Origin of the sequence: Niallia sp. FSL W8-1348 (assembly GCF_038006745.1) — a bacterium.
GTDB classification, from domain to species: Bacteria; Bacillota; Bacilli; order Bacillales; family Cytobacillaceae; genus Niallia; species Niallia alba.
The window spans coordinates 2,990,593-3,008,767 of the sequence record NZ_JBBOVV010000001.1 but is presented as its reverse complement, the minus strand read 5'-3'; the positions used below and the strand labels follow the sequence as shown (position 1 = coordinate 3,008,767).

Here is an 18,175-nt window from a genome sequence, read left to right as displayed (position 1 = left end):
TAACATGAAGCACCCTAATCAAACGTTTGATTAGGGTGCTTCTGCTAAGTAAAAAAGCTAATATGGAAGAATATATTTAAATGTCCCTTGTAGAGAGACAGTGTCTTTTTATGGTGCCTGTCACCCTATTTGTCACCCTATCTCTACCTTAACCCCAAAATGATCAGACACAACCGGCGTGGTTCTTCCATCAAAAACAGTTTCATATGAGTAAACAGATAGATTAGAAGAAACAAAGATATAATCAATCCGAAGCAGATCACTATTATTCTCCCAGCCATCAATTTTCTTCACCACAGTATGGCTGCCATTTTTGACCGTGGCATCTAGATAAGCATCCTTTAAATGGGGGTGCTTGGAAACAACGCTATAGCCTTCTTTCTCGATATGAGCAGGGTTATTAAAATCGCCCATCAACAAGATATATCCACCTGCCCGTGCTTCCGCTTCCCATGCTTCAACAAGCTTGTTCCATTCATACAAGAAAGGATAGCTTTCGGTTTCATCCTGCCACCAAGAGAGGTGCAATCCGTATACTAAATAGTTTCTTTCACTTGCTTGAAAACTAACTTCCAACGCTTTTCTTGTATGATAGTCTGTATAATCATCTTTGCGGGACAGCAATATCCCTCTTGCATTTGTTACCTTAAATCGAGTGAGAATGGCGATTCCTTCATCATATTGGTCGTAACCAATATGACTAGGAACCCAGCTCCAATAATATTCAAGCCCTTCTTTCTTCAGCTCCTGCTGGAGAAGAAAAGCAAAGTTATCTTTTTTAATTACCGTATCTTGATTGGGGGCAATGAAAAAAGAATCCACCTCTGCCTCCTCTGCATCCATCGATTGATTTACTTCCTGTAAGGAAATAACATCATAGGAATCAGCAAGCAATTGCACCTTGATCGCTTCCAGTTTTTCTAAAGGACTTTCTTCTATCCAGCTATGGGTATTTAATGTTAATAATTTCATTCACTTTGCTCCAAATAGTCATTAATGTCTGATTTCAGAATGTCAGCCTTTGGACCATAGATAGCTTGAACACCGCCATCCTTCTTAATTAAGCCCATTGCACCAGCTGCTTTCCATGACGATTCATCGCCTACTTTATCTAGCTCTTTTACAGAGACACGCAGTCTTGTCATACAGGCATCCACATCAGTAATATTAGCTTTTCCGCCTAATAAGTCGACAATTTCTAACACTTGGCTGTTAGTAGGACCAGCGTTCCCAGCTTCAGTGGTGTTAGAATCTGCATCACTTTCATAGTTACCATTACGACCTGGTGTTGAAAAATTAAATTTCTTAATCATGACATTCGCAATAAAATAGCTCACTATAAAGAAGACAATACATACAATTACATAGTTTAGGACGTCGCCTCCCAAGCCTGCTTTAAAAGCAATCGGCAAACGTGTAATCAGTTCTAAGTTTCCAAAGGAATGGAGCCGTAAATGGACAATATCCGCAGAGGCAAAAGCTAATCCTTGTAAAATAGCATAAACAACATAAAGTACTGGAGCAGCAAACATAAACATGAATTCTAATGGCTCTGTAACCCCTGTTAAGAAGACAGCGATGGCTGCGGAAAAAATCATTGATTTATATTTTTTCTTTTTATCCATATCCACATTTCGGTAGATTGCAACAGCGACTCCCATCAAAATTGCTGTTGCACCAATCATCTGCCCTACTTTAAAACGTGCTGGAGTAACAGATGAGAGCAGTTGATTATATGCCGCAGTATCACCCGCATTTTGTAGATTTACTAAATCACTTGCCCAAGCTAGCCAAAGTGGATCTTGTCCAAATACTTCCTTACCAGCCATCACACCAGACATGATCGTATACGTTCCACCTAGTGAGGTATAGTTAATTGGAATCGTCAACATATGGTGTAGACCAAATGGAATAAGTAGACGTTCAGCTGTACCATAGATAAAAGGCGCTAGGATTGGAGCGCTTTCACTTGAAGTCGCAATCCATAATCCAAAATGGTTAATGCCTGTTTGAATCGTTGGCCAAATCACCGCAAGGATCAAGGAAACGATAACAGACCAAAGGATAACCACAAACGGTACAAATCGTTTTCCATTAAAGAAGGCCAGTGCATCTGGCAGCTTTCTGAAATTGTAATATTTATTATAGACAATTGCTCCGATAAAGCCAGAGATAATCCCCACGAAAACACCCATATTAAGTGCAGGCGCTTCCAATACACTTGTAAAATATCCTTCTACTAAAATCTTGGTTCCAAATAAAGTATGCGTAAATGCACCATCTTCAGATAGCATTTCATTTGTGACCCCAAAGATAGAGCCTGTAATTCTATTAATTAATAAGAAGGCAATTCCCGCAGCAAAGGCTCCGCCTGCTTTTTCCTTTGCCCACGAACCACCAATTGCTAAGGCAAATAAAATATGTAAATTCCCAATAATCCCCCAGCCAATATTCTCTACAACGCTTCCAATTGTGATAAAAACAGAAGCATCAATCATGGCAATCAGCTTACCTAAACTAATCATAATCCCAGCTGCCGGCATAACAGCTACCACTACCATCAATGCTTTTCCGAATTTTTGCCAAAATTCAAATGACAACATCTTTTTCATTGTGTTCCCTCCTATTTCCAATTAAAACGTTTGCATTAAATCATATCTATGATTATAGTAATATATCTACCATTTTTCAAGAAAAATATTCTTGTTATTAGTAATTAGTGGTGAAAAATACGAAAAATTATGCAAACGATTGCATTAAATAGTATACTTTTCCTTTAATTGAAATAAAACCTTACTTCTGTCAAACCACTTCATAATTAATTTCTCTTACTGAACTACTCTTATTGAAAGAACAAATTTTTCTCAATAAACAGATCGTCTTATAGTAGCTAACAATGTGTTTCTTCAAAAAAATACCTTTAATCCAATAACGCTTAATGAACACTTAATTAATGCTGAATTAAACTATTATATATAAACAACAACTTTTTTTGATTAACTACTTCATCACTTCCCCCTACTTGGTACTTACGAATGGACAATCACGATATCTTCCTACACTTGTGAATAATCTACCGCGTTTCTTAAGATAATAGCCATTCAATCCATTTATATAGTTTCCAACATTATAATAATCAAGATAGATAATAAATTTTTCATATTATGCTATCACAGAATGATTATTATAATGTTGTATGCGATTTAATAAAATTGAAAAAGATAATATTGTATTCTCTATTTATTTGACATCAATTTGTTTTAAATGCGTCCAAGCATTAGAGAAATACTTCTGGCTTCCCCATGTTTCCCTATTTCCAACTATAATAAAGTGTTTCTTCGCTCTACTTGCCGCAACATTTTTACTTTAAAGGCATAGAAAAGTGTCAAAGATAGATATAAGTGTAGCTTTGTGTTTACTTTTTATTTAACTGTCCTAAACTAATATTAGCGGGTATAATTAACTAAATATTGGATAAGGATAGGTGAATTTATGAAGGGAGCTCTCAGAGACTTTTTTATTGGCGTATGTGGGTTCTTTATTTGCATCATTCATTACTCACTATTACATACTATTCGGGGCTCAGTTCAGTTTTAAAATCAGTTATGCTTTTTATTTTATTTGACTAGCACTGATATAGATTTATTAATCAACTCTGTTATGCTATCTAAATTATGTTCAATGTAGAAGTGGTCTCCATCATAGGCATGAAAGCTAATCCTGTTCTCGAAATAATATTGCCATCTCAAAACTTCTTCTTCACTAAATTTATCTTGCTTTCCATACATTATATGAACTTCAGCCGATTTTACTTTTTTCCCGAGCTCGACTTTGCATGTCTCTACAGCCTGAAAGTCTGACCGCAGTATTGGAATAAAAACATCTCTCATATCTTTGTTATCTAAAACCTCTGTATTTAAGCTTCCCATTTTCTTAATACTAGTGATGAATGCATCTTCAGGCAAGGTATGGTATTTGAGCTGTCTAATCGTATCGGGTGCGGCTGTAGAAGAAATAAAAATCTTTTCAGGAAAAGAGAATTGTTCTTCTTGAAATTTCAAAGCTAAATTATAACTTAGAAGACCGCCCATACTGTGGCCAAAAAAACCAAAATGATCCCCGGGTGAAATTTGATCCTTTACTTTTAAAAAAATATCATCAACCATATCTTTTAAGTTATTTTGTAGTTTCTCACCAAACCTTTTTCCTCTACCTGCTATCTCTACAGGAATGAGTTCCACATCTTTATTTAGCTCCCTAAACCAACCTCTATAATATTCTGATGAACCTCCAGCAAAAGGAAAACAGAACAATTTAAAACTTTTCAAAGAGCCACCCCCTTTTATTTAACCGTATATCCTGCATCAACAGGTATATTAATTCCTGTTATTTGGGAAGCATATTCCGAAGACAACCACAAACATGTATTAGCCACATCAGAAGCGTTAATTAACTCGTTGGTTAAATGATTTTGAGAAGAAGTTCTCATATAAGTCATAAGATTTGTACCGTACATTTCTGCTACTCCGTTCAGCATTTGACTATCTAATCTCTCTTCATCTTTCATAGATGTGGGGCTTATACAATTAACTCTTATATTGTACTTCGCATAGTCAACAGCCAGAGCTTTGGTAAGACCTATTAAACCATGTTTACTAGCAATATAGCTTGAAAAGGATCCGAAAGCAATGGTTCCAGCAATAGATCCAATATTTAAAATAACCCCTTTATTATTTCTCATCATTAAAGGTATGATTGCTTTTGAGCATTTCCATGGTCCATTTAGATTAATGTCTATTACGACATTCCATTCTTCTCCATCCAAGAGGTGTGATTCTTTTCCACCGGGCCCAACAATCCCAGCGTTATTAATTAATATGTCTATATTATCCAACTCTTCTAAGCTTTGTATAAGCATCTCTTCTATATCTAAATAATTTCTTACATCACACTCTTTAATAACTACATTAATATCACTTCGTTGAGCTAACACCATTTCCCTTGTCTTTTCTAGGTCTTCAAGTGAAGCCATATTATAAGGACATTCTAAAATGTTTTTACATATATCAGTTAATAATAAATTATATCCCTGTCGACCAAAGGTTAATGCTAATTCTCGTCCGAGACCTCGCCCCGCCCCAGTTATCCAGACCGTTTCGTTTTTAATATCCATTTATATATCACCTTTAATTACACGTAATTGAGTCTTATTTCTTGCAACAATGCTACAACTGTAATCTTTCTCTAAAAGAATATCTCTTATATACCAAGTTTCTTTTTTTATAGAAATCTTTTCAAAAACACCTATTATAAAATCCAATGGTATCACTATATCTTTTAACGGAAAAGATAATCCTTGACCTATTGCTTTAACAACGGCTTCTTTTCTAACCCAATATTTATAATAGAACTTTCTTTTTTCCGCTATATTAGATATATCCGTTAGAAAAGAAATTTCATCATTAGTCAAAAATTCTTCAGCTATATCTTCTACTTCTATACATACATTGTTTTTTTCAATATCTACACCAAGAGGGTTATCATAGGAGGCAGCAATTACTACGTAATCACCTGAATGAGATACATTGAATTCAAGGTTTACATCCTTTATATAGAGCTTGCCAAAATTATTCTGTTCAAAAATTAAATCATTATTTTCAATAGAAGTGTAATAACTTATAATCTTTCTTAGCATGCCTCTACCAACAATAAACCTTACCTTATCTTCTACTTTAAGATATCTATCTGCTCGGTTTATCTCTTCAGGATTAAGCAAAGTGTAACATTTTAAAATTTGCTCATCCCCTAGCTCTCTAATCTTGTACCAATATAAATTAATAAATGGAGTAGAGATTAAATTGTTTAGATCTCTACCCCTATTAATACTATTTCTCATCAGTCTCTAATAGATTTAGGTCTCATATCCACCCAGTTTTTTTCTATATAATTTAGGCAGGTTTCTTTATCTTTACTCTCCCCTACACTTTTCCATCCATTAGGGATTTCCTTTTCTTCCGGCCAGATAGAATATTGTTCTTCTTCATTAATAACTACGAAAAATTTGCTCATTTCAAATTCTCTCCTTTATAATTACTGTTCTTTGTATGATCAATTATTATTTTAGCTACTTGATCTGCTTGGTGTTTTACAAAATAATGTCCAGCACCTTTTAGTACTACTAAGTTAACTTCTTCAGCAAAGAAGCTCCAGTCCTTATATCTCTCATTGAAATTATAAGTAGTTCTATCTTTATCACCAATTAGTGAATAAACTGGAGTACGTAGTTTTTGTGATGGCTTCCGGTAACGATGAGCAAGATAATTAGCAGTAGATGAAAGATCGTGCTTTACAGACTTAACTAAATAAGATAATTCCGCTTCATCAAGTACCTCTTCGAATCCCCCTAATTCAGTTAAAAAATTTATCATGTCTGTGTCTGACATTTGCAAGTCTTTTTCTAATGATTGTAAAGAGTTTTTATTAGGAAAATATGCCCCCAAATATACAGCTTTAATCTTAATATTCTTTTTTTCTAGCAACCTAGCAATTTCTATTGTAAGCGGAGAGCCTGCACACTGACCGTATAAAATAACTTCATTATTAATATTCATCATTATTTCTTCTACACATTTTCTAGCAATTTCTTCAACAGACATAAAATTAAAGTCTCTATTTATTAGACTATGACCAGGCAAAGATACAGAGTATAAATTGTAACTGTTATCTAAAGTTTCTGCCAAAGGTGAATAAACTACTTCGCTGCCGCCTCCATAAGGTATACAAACTACGGAGTAATTAGCAGTTTCATTCCTTTTTAAATTAACTAGTAGGTTAGCTTGAGTCTTTATTTTTTTTTCATCAGCTCTATGAATGTAAACCTCTGCAAGTGAACCAATAGTTGGATTTTTAAATATATCTATAAGTTCTAATATTCTTAACTCTCTCAATACCTTTATAGCTTTAAAAGAATTCCCTCCTATTTCGAAAAAGTTCTGATCTACTCCTATGTTACTTAAACCAAGTATACTTTTCCATATATTGCATATATATTTTTCTTCTTTAGACCTTGGTTGAATAATGTTATGGTCTTCTTTGTAGTTAATGTCCATGTTGATTAACTGTTTTCTATCTACTTTGCCATTTGGGGATAAAGGTATTTTATCCACTACAACTATATGAGCCGGAATCATGAATAAAGGTAGTTCATTTTTAAGATGAGATTTAATATAAGATTGTTTGATATCTAATTCGTGATAATTTTCATTTATAGTTAAATAAGCAACTAGAATGTTCCGACTATTTATTTTCTTAGCGATGACTACACAGGATTTAACTTCTTTAAATTTCTTTATAGAACTTTCTATTTCACCTAATTCGATTCTTAATCCATTAATTTTGACTTGAAAGTCTTTTCTTCCTAATAATTTTACATTCCCGTCTGGAAGGTATTCACCAATGTCACCAGTCATGTAAATCCTTTCATTATCTAGGAAAGGATTAGGTAGAAATCTTTCAGCAGTAAACCTTGGGTTATTAATGTATCCTCTGGCAAGCCCAATGCCTCCGATGTAAAGATCTCCCTTAACACCAATAGGACATGGATTTAAATACTCATCCAATATATAGGCTTTTTGGTTATGCATAGGTTTCCCATAAGGTATGCTCTCTTGATATACATCATTCATGTTTACGGAGAAAAGTAACGAATGTATGGAAACTTCAGTAGCTCCCCCTAAAGCTATTACCTCAATATTTTTATCGGCAAATTTACCAAATCTTTTTGGTAGGTTTGTGGGAATCCAATCTCCCCCTAAAAGTATTAATCTTATAGGTAAAATTTCACTAAATTCTTCTTCCAGATACGATGTATAGATATCTAATAAAGCAGGAGCGGAATTCCAAATTGTTACACCGAAATTTATTACCAAATCATTCCAGCATTCAGGGTTCCTCTCGCTATCTTTGTTAGGAATCACTGTAGCACCACCAGCTATAAGAATTCCTAGCGTTTCATATACACACATATCAAAACTCATAGAAGAAATATTTAATATTACATCTTTATCAGATACATTGTATCTAGTATTTAGATCCAAAATATTATTTGCTACACCTTTGTGTATATTCATAATTCCTTTTGGTTTTCCTGTAGATCCTGATGTATACATTATGTAAGCTAAGTTGTTTCCATTAGTATCAATATTAGGATTTTCAATACTTTTTTTGTCTATACGATACTTTAGCTGATCAAAATGAATGTACTCAATGTTATTTTCTAATGGCAACGTTTGTGAAATATTTTCATGTGTCAATATATGGCTAACACGAGCATCACTAACCATGTATTTTATTCTTTCAAAAGGATAATTAGGGTCGATTGGAACATAAGCACATCCAGCTTTTAATATGCCTAAGAAACCTATAACCATATCTAAAGATTTATTCATAGAAATACCTATGTTTGAACCACTCTTTATTCCCTTACCAATTAGATAATGAGCAAGTTGGTTAGATTTTTCATTTATATATTTATAGGAATAGTTTTTATTACGATAAATTATACCAATAGCATCAGGGTTTTGTTTTGCCTTGTTTTCAAAAAGACCATGGAGTGACAATAAACCGAGATTAATATTAGTTTGATTAATTTCATTTATAAGGAATCCATATTCATTATTACTTAAGGTATTAAGTTGTGAAATTTTCTTCTCAGAATTCATGCAAATTTCATTTAGTATTTGTACGTAATTTCTCAGAAATCTTTTAATTGTATCTTTAGAAAATAGAGAACTGTTATACTCTATATCAATTCTATATTTTCTAACATTTTGAACAATATTAACCATCATATCAAACTTACTTTTGTTTGTATCCAGTATATATCTAAACACTTGTAATCCATGAACTTCTAGGCCTTTCTCGGGCTTTTGCTGAACTTGAAACAAAATTTGAAATAATGGTAACTTTGAGGGATCTCTTTCTGGATTTAATTCCTCAACTATTTTTTCAAATGGATAGTCCTGATTTGAGAATCCTTCTAAACAAGTGTCCTTTACACGAGTAAGCAACTCGTTGAAGGTAGGGTTTCCGCTAATATCTGTTCTTAAGGCCAATAGATTTACGAAAAAGCCTATTAGATTTTCAAACTCTTTCCTACTTCTTCCAGCAACTGAAGTACCTATAGTTATATCTTCTTGATTTGTATATTTATATAGCAATACTTTAAATGCACTCAACATTGTCATGAATAATGTAACGTTGTTACTACTACTTAAGTCTTGCAATTTTGAGACTAGACTCATAGGAAGGTCTAAACTTTGTTGTTCTCCATTATTATGATTATTTTTTTTCCTTAAATTGTTAGCTGGAAAATTAAGCTCTGAAATACTCTTTAATTTATTTTTCCAATAATTAAGTTGATTATTTAATTGACCAGAGGACAGACGATTATGTTGCCACATAGAATAATTAGCATATTGGTATTTTAATTCTGGCAGAGCAATTTCAGACGATGAAACTAACGCATTGTAACTAGAGAAAATTTCTGTAAATAAATTTCTCATTGACCATCCATCAGTAGATATATGGTGGATAGTTATTAATAAAATATGTTCTAAAGAGGATAGTCTTACTATAGTAATCTTGAAGAGAGGTCCCTTTTCTAAATCAAAAGGATGCTTCAGATTTTCACTACAAATTCCCTTAAGTACAAATTCTTTAGATGCTTCATCTTCATTCGAAATATCTTCAAGATTAATTGGAACTTGTCTAAAATGATTTATATACTGATATGGTTCACCATCTATTGATTTAAATGTTGTTCGTAATGATTCATGTCTCTGAATAACTATCTCAATAGACTTTTTTAGAACTTGAATGTTCAAACTACCTCTTAACCTTAATGCGTCCGCAGAGTTATAGGCTGTATTACTTGTGCCTAACTGTTCCATAAACCACAATCGTTTTTGTCCAAATGAAAGTGGGATTATTTCGTGTTCAATAATTTCAGGAATATCTTCTTCCTTTTTACTACTTTTTATTTTGTTTAAAAATATTTCTTCTAATAATTGTCTTTCCTTAAAGGATATATCTGTAGTTTTCATAAACTTGAATCTCCTTAGTCAATCTTATTAAGTATCTGTGAGAGTAGGTCCTTGTCTAAGTTGTTCATAGAAAGTAGTTTGTAATTTTTCTTACTAGCACTACCATTTTTCGGCAACTCGGTATACTCAATATTCTCGGATAACTTTCTAATGGTTTGGTATTCAAATAAATCAACTATAGACAACTTAAAACCTTTTTCTTTCATTTGAAATACTAATTTTGTTGCAGCAAATGAATCTCCCCCTAATTCAAAGAAATTATCATTTACACCTATTTTTGTGTTTTTAAATACTCCCGACCATATCGTTAACACTTCTTCTTCTTTTTTATTTTTAGGTTCCTCGTACAATTCTTCTGAAAAGTTCTTATTAAGATCAATATCTAATAGTTGTTTTTTATCAATTTTTCCATTGTTATTTAAAGGGAAGTTCTCAACCTTTATAAATAGTCCAGGTATCATAAAATGTGGTAGGCCTTCTTTTAAAAAACCTCTTATATTATTGGTATTAATATTTTTATCAGTCACTTCAATAAAAGCAACCAACCGTTCATTCCCATGCTTTGTATGATTCAATACCAAAGCGTTTTTAATTCCTTGATATTCTTTTAATTTACTTTCGATTTCACCTGGCTCTATCCGAAATCCTCTTACTTTCAACTGATTATCTTTTCGACCAATGTACTCAATTTCTTTATTTATAGTATAATTGGCTACGTCCCCTGTCCTATACATTCTCATACCTGGAGAAGTTGCATATAGGTCTGGAATAAAATTATTAGCAGTTTTAACTGAGTCTGTATATCCTCTTGATACTTGTACCCCACCTATATAAATGTCTCCCTTTTCACCGGGTGCAACATGATTTAAATTTTCATCCAGAATATATATAGCAGTATTAAAGGATGGCTTACCTAAGAAAACATTATTGTTTTCCAACTTGTACTCGTGTGAAGTAACTTGTACTGAACATTCAGTTGGTCCATATAAATTATATAGTTGTGTGTTTAGGAAATTTTTTTTAAAACTTCGCGCCAATTTAACAGACAAAGCTTCTCCAGCTGAATATACTCGTTTAATCGATTTACATCTTGCAGCGTTTGGTTGCTCAAGAAACGACGTCAATCTAGATGGTGTAAAATAAAGATCTGTTATATTGTTTTCATAGATATATTCAGCCAAGATAAAATCATCTTGCATAAATTCAGAGGATATATGAAGTTCGGCTCCACTTGCTAAAGGCCAAAATACTTCGACAACAGAACAGTCAAAACTAAACGCAGCTTTATTCAAAACCTTTGCCTCTGGTGTAAAAGGAAATTGTTCCATTAGCCATTTAATCTGGTTAACAATCCCTTCATGAACGTTAATAACTCCTTTAGGATTACCTGTGGTACCAGAAGTAAACATCACATAACATTTATTTTTTTTGTGAACTCCAATTTCTAGGTTTTCTTCTGAATTGTTATGCAATGTCCCTTCAATATCTTCAAGAGCTATTACTTCTTCTACAAGAAACTTATGTTTATAATTAGAAGTAGTCAATGTAAATTTGGCCCCTGAAGCTTTTATCATATAGCTAATTCTTTCATTGGGGAATTTTGGGTGTATCGGAACATAGGCGCACCCGCATTTAATTATAGCTAGCATACAAATTACCATTTCTATAGATCTATCTATACAAAGGGCAACCGAATCTTCAACTGATAATCCTCTTCCCCTCAAAATTCTTGCTAATTGATTGGATTTTTTATTTAAGTCTTCATAACTAATGGAATTGTTATTATAAACAATTGCAGTTTTGTTTTTATAGTTATTTAGATTTTTTTCAAATAAATAATGAAGAGTGTCTTCTTGTTTAAGGCTAATATTTTTAATCATTATTAAAACCTCTCTCTAAACTGTTGTTAAGACATACTTGTTTAAAATTAGTAGCGCCAAAGACTCTATGGATGGGTTTTCAAAAAGGTCACTGATAGATAATTTAATTTCAAAATCGTCTTTTACTCGTTGAATAATTTGCATAATAGTTATAGAATGACCGCCAAGTTCAAACAGGTTCTGGTTGACCCCTACCTCGTCCAAGCCTAATACTTCTTTCCAAATTTCAGAGAGTTGAATTTCCATTGGAGAACTTGGCTCTTTAAACGTATGGTTAAATTTTTTACGTTCATTAAGTATGATTTTGGGTTCATGAACTAAATTAAATTCATTAATATTTCTTTCATCATCAATCATTTGTTCAAAGATAATTTTTAAATTTTCAAGTATACCATTTACTTCTTCTGGGTCAAAATTCACTTCATTGTAGACAATTCTTAAAAAGATATTATTGTCTCTAAGTGAACATGCTACTGTTAAATGGTAGTTTGAGTTGATACTTGGACCTTTTGAAGATTTTTTTCTCATTACAATACTATTATCTTCTTGTTCTAGATAGGAATCATGAGGATAATTTTGGAATATGAGTAAGTGGTCAAATAAATTAGATCCTTTCTCCAGATTAACTAAATTGTGTATTTGAGATAAACCAATATGTTGATGTTCCTGAACTTCAAGGTTTTCAAATTGAATATCAGAAAGCAATGATTTTAAGCTCTGCTCTTGATGAAGTTTAATTCTAATAGGTATATTATTTATAAAAACTCCTGCAATATGTTCTACATGATCTATCCCAGGAGGCCTACCAGAAACAGTGAACCCAAACACTACATCCTCTTCTTCACGGTATTTAGAGATAAGAATAGTCCAAGCAGCTTGAAAAATAGTATTTAGCGTAACACGATTAGATTTAGCTAGTAATTCCAACTTACGAGTAGTATTAATAGGTATATAAGTACTAATTTCTACTTGTTTTTTATTGTCCTTGGAATCCTTCTGTATAAATTCTTTAAGGCTAGAAGGAGATGTGATACCTTCTAAATGTTGCTCCCAAAAACTTAAACTATCATTCATTTCCTGATTATTTAACCATTCAACATAATTTTTATATGAGTATTCAAAAGGTATTGGCAGTTCCCTACTTTCTGATAATAATTTATAGTTTTTCTTGAATTCCTCCATGACAAGGCCTACTGACCAACCATCTAATATAATATGGTGAAATCCAAAGACAAAATAATGCTTATTAGATGATAGTTTTATAAGTTTTAGGTTTAGAAGTGGTGATTTAGTTAAGTCTATTAATTTAGATTGGTTGGTATAGTTTTCTTCCTCAATAGATTTAATTACCATGTCTTCGTCTTTTCCAGTCCAGTCTCTAAATTCAATATCTACTTCAACATCGTGACGTATCACTTGAAAAGGTTGAGGTAAATTATCCCAAACAAAGCTAGTTCTTAATATAGTTTGACTTTTTATTACTCTCTCCCATGCTGTTTTAAATACATCTAGATTTAATTCTCCATCTATTAAGTAAATTAAAGTCTCAACGCTTGCAAAGGATTCTGAATTACTAATACTATAAATTAACATTAATTCTTGCATCTTAGTCAGAGGAAGAATATCTTTAATATTTTTATCCACTAATAAACCCCCAAATGTTATTTAAGTTGTTCTAGAACTAAAGACAGATCTTCTTGGTTTATAAGATCAAAACTTGAAACAAATTGCTTTTTCTCCAAGTTAACGACTTGTTTGAATACTGATTCAAATTCCTGCGCTAAATTAGAGATATCTTCTGAAGAATAAACCTCATTGCTATAAATCCACTCTAATTTTAAATCATCTTTAGCTTTCTTTATTTTAACGACCAAAGGGTGAGTAATTTGTTCTATGTTTTCAAAATCGCTGTGATTTTCCAGAATCCAAAACTTATATTCTTGCTTGCCCGTTGAAATATTACCTAAGTAGTTTAGTAATATATCTCCTCCGATACCGGATTCTCCTTCGAATAAATCTTTAGCAACTAAATTATAGGTGAATCCATTGGACGGAATACTTTTACGTTCAGTTTTAACATAGTCTAATATCTCTTTTGTATCTAAAGTATGATGTTCGAGAGTTATAGGGTAAATTGTAGTAAACCACCCAATTGTCCTAGATATATTTATTGAGTTATGAATATCTTCTCTACCATGTCCTTCTAAATCTAATAATAAATTTTGTTTATTTAAAGTTTTTTTATAACTCATATATAAAGAACATATAATCAAGTCTATAATGCCAGAACTTTCTTCTTTTCTAGCTTGTAAATTAAACACTCCATTGATATTTTGATATAGCCTGCCATTATTTGTATATAAATAATGACGGTTAGTTATATTAATATCCACTTTCTTTTCAGACCAATAAAGATGGTCATAATCTATTTCGCTAGAATTTTTATAATTTACTAAATGGTTGCTCCACTCTTTAAAGGAAGTAGTTTTCCCTTGAAGGACAGGATGTTGGGCATTCAAAACTCTCTCATATAAGAACTCTAAATCTTCAAGCAAAATATTCCAAGATATTGCATCTATAGCTAAATGATTTACCACTAAAATTAATACGTCTTTTTCATTTTTTTCCCACAGGTCAAAATGTAATGCTTTTATGATTGGTCCTCTCGAAATACTGAAGTTTTTTAACATTTCGTCCAACTTGCATTTTATGATTCCAATAGTTTCATCTTTCTTTTCCACTTTAAAACTTTCTAATATATCTCTTTTCTCAGAAACCTCTATGAACTGTTGAACTCCTATGATATTTTTTTTAAACTTTACTCGTAAAATATCATGGTGATTAACCAAAAGTTCTAAACACTTAACCATTACTTCCAAATCTAATTTTTCTTTCATTTGTAGATACTCAAGTTGATAAAAGTTATTAATATTAAAACTTTTTTTAAGAAGAATCCATTCCTGGATAGGCGTGAGGGGCATAGATCCAGAAACAAGACTATAGTCTGCAATAGATTTATTACTTCCGGTGCTCTCTAAAAACAAAGCAAGTTGTCTAACCGTTTGATTTTTATATAAATGTCTTGGTAAAATTTCATAACCTAATGTTTTCATCTTGGCAGCAATTTGCATTATCTGTATAGAGTCTCCACCCAAGTCAAATAAGTTATCGTCTAATTTTATACTTTGATTATTTAAGACACTTTTCCATACATCTTCTACAATTTGCTGTAATTCATTTTTATCTTCATTTAAACAATTTTCTGGTTCGTTTATAATTTCTCTTGCCTGAACTAATCGCTTTTTATCTATCTTCCCGTTAACATTTATAGGCATGTTGCTAACAATTGTCAATCTACTTGGAATCATATACAAAGGAAGAAAACTCCGTAATTGATTACGAATTTCAATTAAAGTTATTTCTTTTTCTAATACTATAAAGGCCTCTATTTTTTTCTCGAATTCATTAAAAATCACTGCCGATTCAGAAATTTCATTAATTAAATTCAAAGCACTCTCTATTTCCCCAAGTTCAATTCTATAACCATTTAATTGAATTTGATCATCTATTCTGCCTAAGTATTCTAAATCCCCATTCCATAAGTATCTAGCTCTGTCTCCTGTCTTGTACATCTTTTGTCCATTATATGGGTTCTTAATAAATCTCTCCTCGGTAAGGCAATCATTGTTTAAGTAACCTTTTGTTACCCCATCTCCCGATATATACATTTCTCCTGGCACATTAATAGGTTGTAGATTTAAATTTCTGTCAAAAACAAATACTTCTAGGTCATTCAAGGGTTTTCCTATTATATTTTTCCTTAATAAATCTTTTTGGGTAACTTCATGAAAAGTAACATGAACAGTTGTCTCGGTTATACCATACATATTAATTAATTTAGGTTGCTCAAACCCATAGTTGTTTGTCCAATGTGCTAACATGTCAATACTTAAAGATTCTCCACCAAATATGACATACCTTAATTCTTGCAATTTAGTAGAATACAGGTTATTTTTGTTAAAATTAATTAATTGGGCAAAGGCAGATGGTGTTTGGTTTAAAACAGTAATATTTTCATCGTTTAAAAAATTATAAAACTCTTCTGGAGACCTACTTGTATGGTATGGAACTATAACAAGAGTAGAACTGTTAAAAAGAGCACCCCATATCTCCCAAACTGAAAAATCGAATGCAAATGAGTGAAACATAGTCCACTTATCATTTTTTGTAAATGTGAAAAAATCCAGACATCCTTCCATAAGTCTATAAACATTTTTGTGTGTTACCATTACTCCCTTAGGTTTACCAGTAGATCCAGAAGTATATATAATATAGCAAAGGTCGTTTTTATCTATTAAAGTATCTAAGTTATCTGGCTTATATTGATTTTTAACTCTGAAAAAGTCCGTCCAAGAAAGTGTGTTTATACACGATAAGTCACAGATATTCTCTTTCTCATCATTGATAATCGCTACCTTTATCTCTGCATTATGGCATATATATTCAATCCGCTTTTGAGGTGCATAAGGATCTAATGGAACATATGCAGCCCCAATCTTTAAAATCCCCAACAGACTTATTAATAACTGACTTGATCTGTCAAAACATAAACCAACTCTATCTCCTCTTTTTAAACCTTTATCCCTTAAATATTTAGCAAATTTATTCGCTAAAACATTTAATTCATTATATGTATATTTTTCATTCTCATATTTAATCGCGATATTGTTGGGATTGTTTAAAACGTTCTCTTCAAATTTTTCTATTAGATTTTTAGTATTGTATGTTTTAGGAGGACTAAATCTTCTAATTCTATTTAGAATCTCCCTATTTTCTTCCAGCTGATATTGAGAGATTTTTTTAGAAGGATCACTGATAATTAATTCCACAATATTTCTAAAGTATTGTAAAAAATTTGTTATCGTATCACTGGTAAATAAATCAGTACAATAAATCAATTCCAAACTAACATTATCCTCTTTCTCTGAAATGTAAAGATTCAAGTCAAATTTTGAGGTATTTACTTTTGTATCAATGATTTTACTTTCTATATTTTTCAGTTTTAAATTATTTTCCTGACTATTCCCTTCATAATTTAAAACTATTTCGTATAAAGGATGCTGTAAGCCATTACTTTTTTGTTTCAATTCCTTATACACGTATGTCAGTGGTATATCCTGATTACTTAAGGCTTCAACAAACGTCTTTTTTACATTGTCTAAAAATCTTCGAACCGTCAAATTTTCTTCTATTTCTAGTCTTACAGGAAATGTGTTGACAAAAAAACCAATCAAATTATCAAGTTCTCTTCTAGTACGCCCTGAAAATGGAATTCCTATAATCAACTCTTTTTTTTCAATAAATTTATGAAGAGTAAGATTTAATGCCGCAAGGTAAAAGATAAATGGAGTAATTCGTTCTTTTTTACAGAACATTTTAATTTTATCCTGCAGTTCTTTAGAAAACTTAATAAACTCACTTGTTCCTACATAACGGTTATCACTTCCTCTTTTAAAATCAGCAATAATACTTGAATCTGGTGGATTATCAAGTTTTTTGAGCCAATATTTTTTTTGGTTCTCATACGCTCCTTTTTTAATTTGTTGTTCTTGCCAAAGTGCATAATCTGCAAATTGAAAAGAGAGCTTAGTGTTTAAGGTAATGTCTATTCCATCTTTACAACTATTGTAATATGTGCTGATTTCATTAAAAATCTGCTTAAACCAAGAATCGGAAACGATATGATGTGTTACTAGTAAAAAGTAATGAATGTTATTGGATTTCTTAATAATTAAACTCCTTAATAAAGGATCATTACTAAGATTAAAAGGTGTATCTATTAAAGTAGATACTATATTTGCCAACTCTTCCTCTTGTCGACTTTCCATCTCAATTATTTCCACTTTATTTTCAACGTTACTCCGAATAACCTGTATAGGGACCTCATTTTCTACTATAAAGTTTGTCCTTAGGATATCATGCTTATTTATGACCCAATCTATAGAATCCGATAGTAATTGAGGGTCCAAGTTTCCTTCTAATCTCAAATATACTGAGCTATTGTAAGCCGCGCTTTCTGGATTTAGCTGTTGGAAATAAAATAATTGCTGTTGTGCTGGTGTTATAGGAATGGGATCTTTCTTTCCCATTACATGTCCTACTAATTCATTCATAATAGAATTGCCACCTTTT

At 31.9% G+C, this 18,175-nt stretch carries 10 protein-coding genes; all 10 read right to left on the bottom strand.

Going from position 1 to position 18,175, the window contains the following annotated elements:
* Positions 1–132: 132 nt before the first annotated feature.
* The 10 genes from NST60_RS14305 to NST60_RS14260 all read right to left on the bottom strand — a co-directional run bounded on the left by NST60_RS14305 (position 133) and on the right by NST60_RS14260 (position 18,156).
* Entirely contained in the window at positions 133–972 is an 840-nt protein-coding gene (locus tag NST60_RS14305) for an endonuclease/exonuclease/phosphatase family protein (RefSeq protein ID WP_254415812.1), read from the bottom strand.
* Positions 969–2,612, bottom strand: coding sequence for a PTS transporter subunit IIBC (locus tag NST60_RS14300; protein WP_101729532.1), 1,644 nt, complete (start codon positions 2,610–2,612; stop codon positions 969–971). The genes NST60_RS14305 and NST60_RS14300 overlap by 4 nt, the downstream gene beginning before the upstream one ends.
* Positions 2,613–3,617: 1,005 nt before the next feature.
* Positions 3,618–4,328 (bottom strand): thioesterase II family protein, encoded by a 711-nt coding sequence (locus NST60_RS14295; protein ID WP_341099115.1) that lies wholly within the window; start codon positions 4,326–4,328, stop codon positions 3,618–3,620.
* A 14-nt stretch (positions 4,329–4,342) separates the two neighbouring features.
* The gene (locus tag NST60_RS14290; RefSeq protein ID WP_341099114.1) at positions 4,343–5,173 is read right to left on the bottom strand and encodes an SDR family oxidoreductase; all 831 of its coding nucleotides are present in this window, start codon (positions 5,171–5,173) and stop codon (positions 4,343–4,345) included.
* Entirely contained in the window at positions 5,174–5,896 is a 723-nt protein-coding gene (locus NST60_RS14285; RefSeq protein ID WP_341099112.1) for a 4'-phosphopantetheinyl transferase family protein, read from the bottom strand.
* On the bottom strand, positions 5,896–6,069 hold the full coding sequence (locus NST60_RS14280) for an MbtH family protein (protein ID WP_341099110.1): 174 nt from the start codon (positions 6,067–6,069) through the stop codon (positions 5,896–5,898). The genes NST60_RS14285 and NST60_RS14280 overlap by 1 nt, the downstream gene beginning before the upstream one ends.
* Complete coding sequence (locus tag NST60_RS14275; RefSeq protein ID WP_341099108.1) at positions 6,066–10,103, bottom strand: amino acid adenylation domain-containing protein; 4,038 nt, start codon at positions 10,101–10,103, stop codon at positions 6,066–6,068. The genes NST60_RS14280 and NST60_RS14275 overlap by 4 nt, the downstream gene beginning before the upstream one ends.
* A 14-nt stretch (positions 10,104–10,117) precedes the next feature.
* Positions 10,118–11,983, bottom strand: coding sequence for a non-ribosomal peptide synthetase (locus tag NST60_RS14270; RefSeq protein WP_341099107.1), 1,866 nt, complete (start codon positions 11,981–11,983; stop codon positions 10,118–10,120).
* Positions 11,984–11,998: 15 nt separating this feature from the next.
* Complete coding sequence (locus NST60_RS14265; RefSeq protein ID WP_341099106.1) at positions 11,999–13,627, bottom strand: condensation domain-containing protein; 1,629 nt, start codon at positions 13,625–13,627, stop codon at positions 11,999–12,001.
* A gap of 17 nt (positions 13,628–13,644) precedes the next feature.
* Positions 13,645–18,156 carry an amino acid adenylation domain-containing protein gene (locus NST60_RS14260; protein ID WP_341099104.1) on the bottom strand — a complete coding sequence of 1,504 codons (4,512 nt, stop codon included), beginning with the start codon at positions 18,154–18,156 and terminating at the stop codon, positions 13,645–13,647.
* Positions 18,157–18,175 lie beyond the last annotated feature (19 nt).

What these genes read in the sequence shown, in the direction of transcription:
- NST60_RS14260 (WP_341099104.1), bottom strand. Translation starts at nt 18,156, where the DNA reads ATGAATGAATTAGTAGGACATGTAATGGGAAAGAAAGATCCCATTCCT.
- NST60_RS14305 (WP_254415812.1), bottom strand. Translation starts at nt 972, where the DNA reads ATGAAATTATTAACATTAAATACCCATAGCTGGATAGAAGAAAGTCCT.
- NST60_RS14275 (WP_341099108.1), bottom strand. Translation starts at nt 10,103, where the DNA reads ATGAAAACTACAGATATATCCTTTAAGGAAAGACAATTATTAGAAGAA.
- NST60_RS14280 (WP_341099110.1), bottom strand. Translation starts at nt 6,069, where the DNA reads ATGAGCAAATTTTTCGTAGTTATTAATGAAGAAGAACAATATTCTATC.
- NST60_RS14270 (WP_341099107.1), bottom strand. Translation starts at nt 11,983, where the DNA reads ATGATTAAAAATATTAGCCTTAAACAAGAAGACACTCTTCATTATTTA.
- NST60_RS14285 (WP_341099112.1), bottom strand. Translation starts at nt 5,896, where the DNA reads ATGAGAAATAGTATTAATAGGGGTAGAGATCTAAACAATTTAATCTCT.
- NST60_RS14290 (WP_341099114.1), bottom strand. Translation starts at nt 5,173, where the DNA reads ATGGATATTAAAAACGAAACGGTCTGGATAACTGGGGCGGGGCGAGGT.
- NST60_RS14300 (WP_101729532.1), bottom strand. Translation starts at nt 2,612, where the DNA reads ATGAAAAAGATGTTGTCATTTGAATTTTGGCAAAAATTCGGAAAAGCA.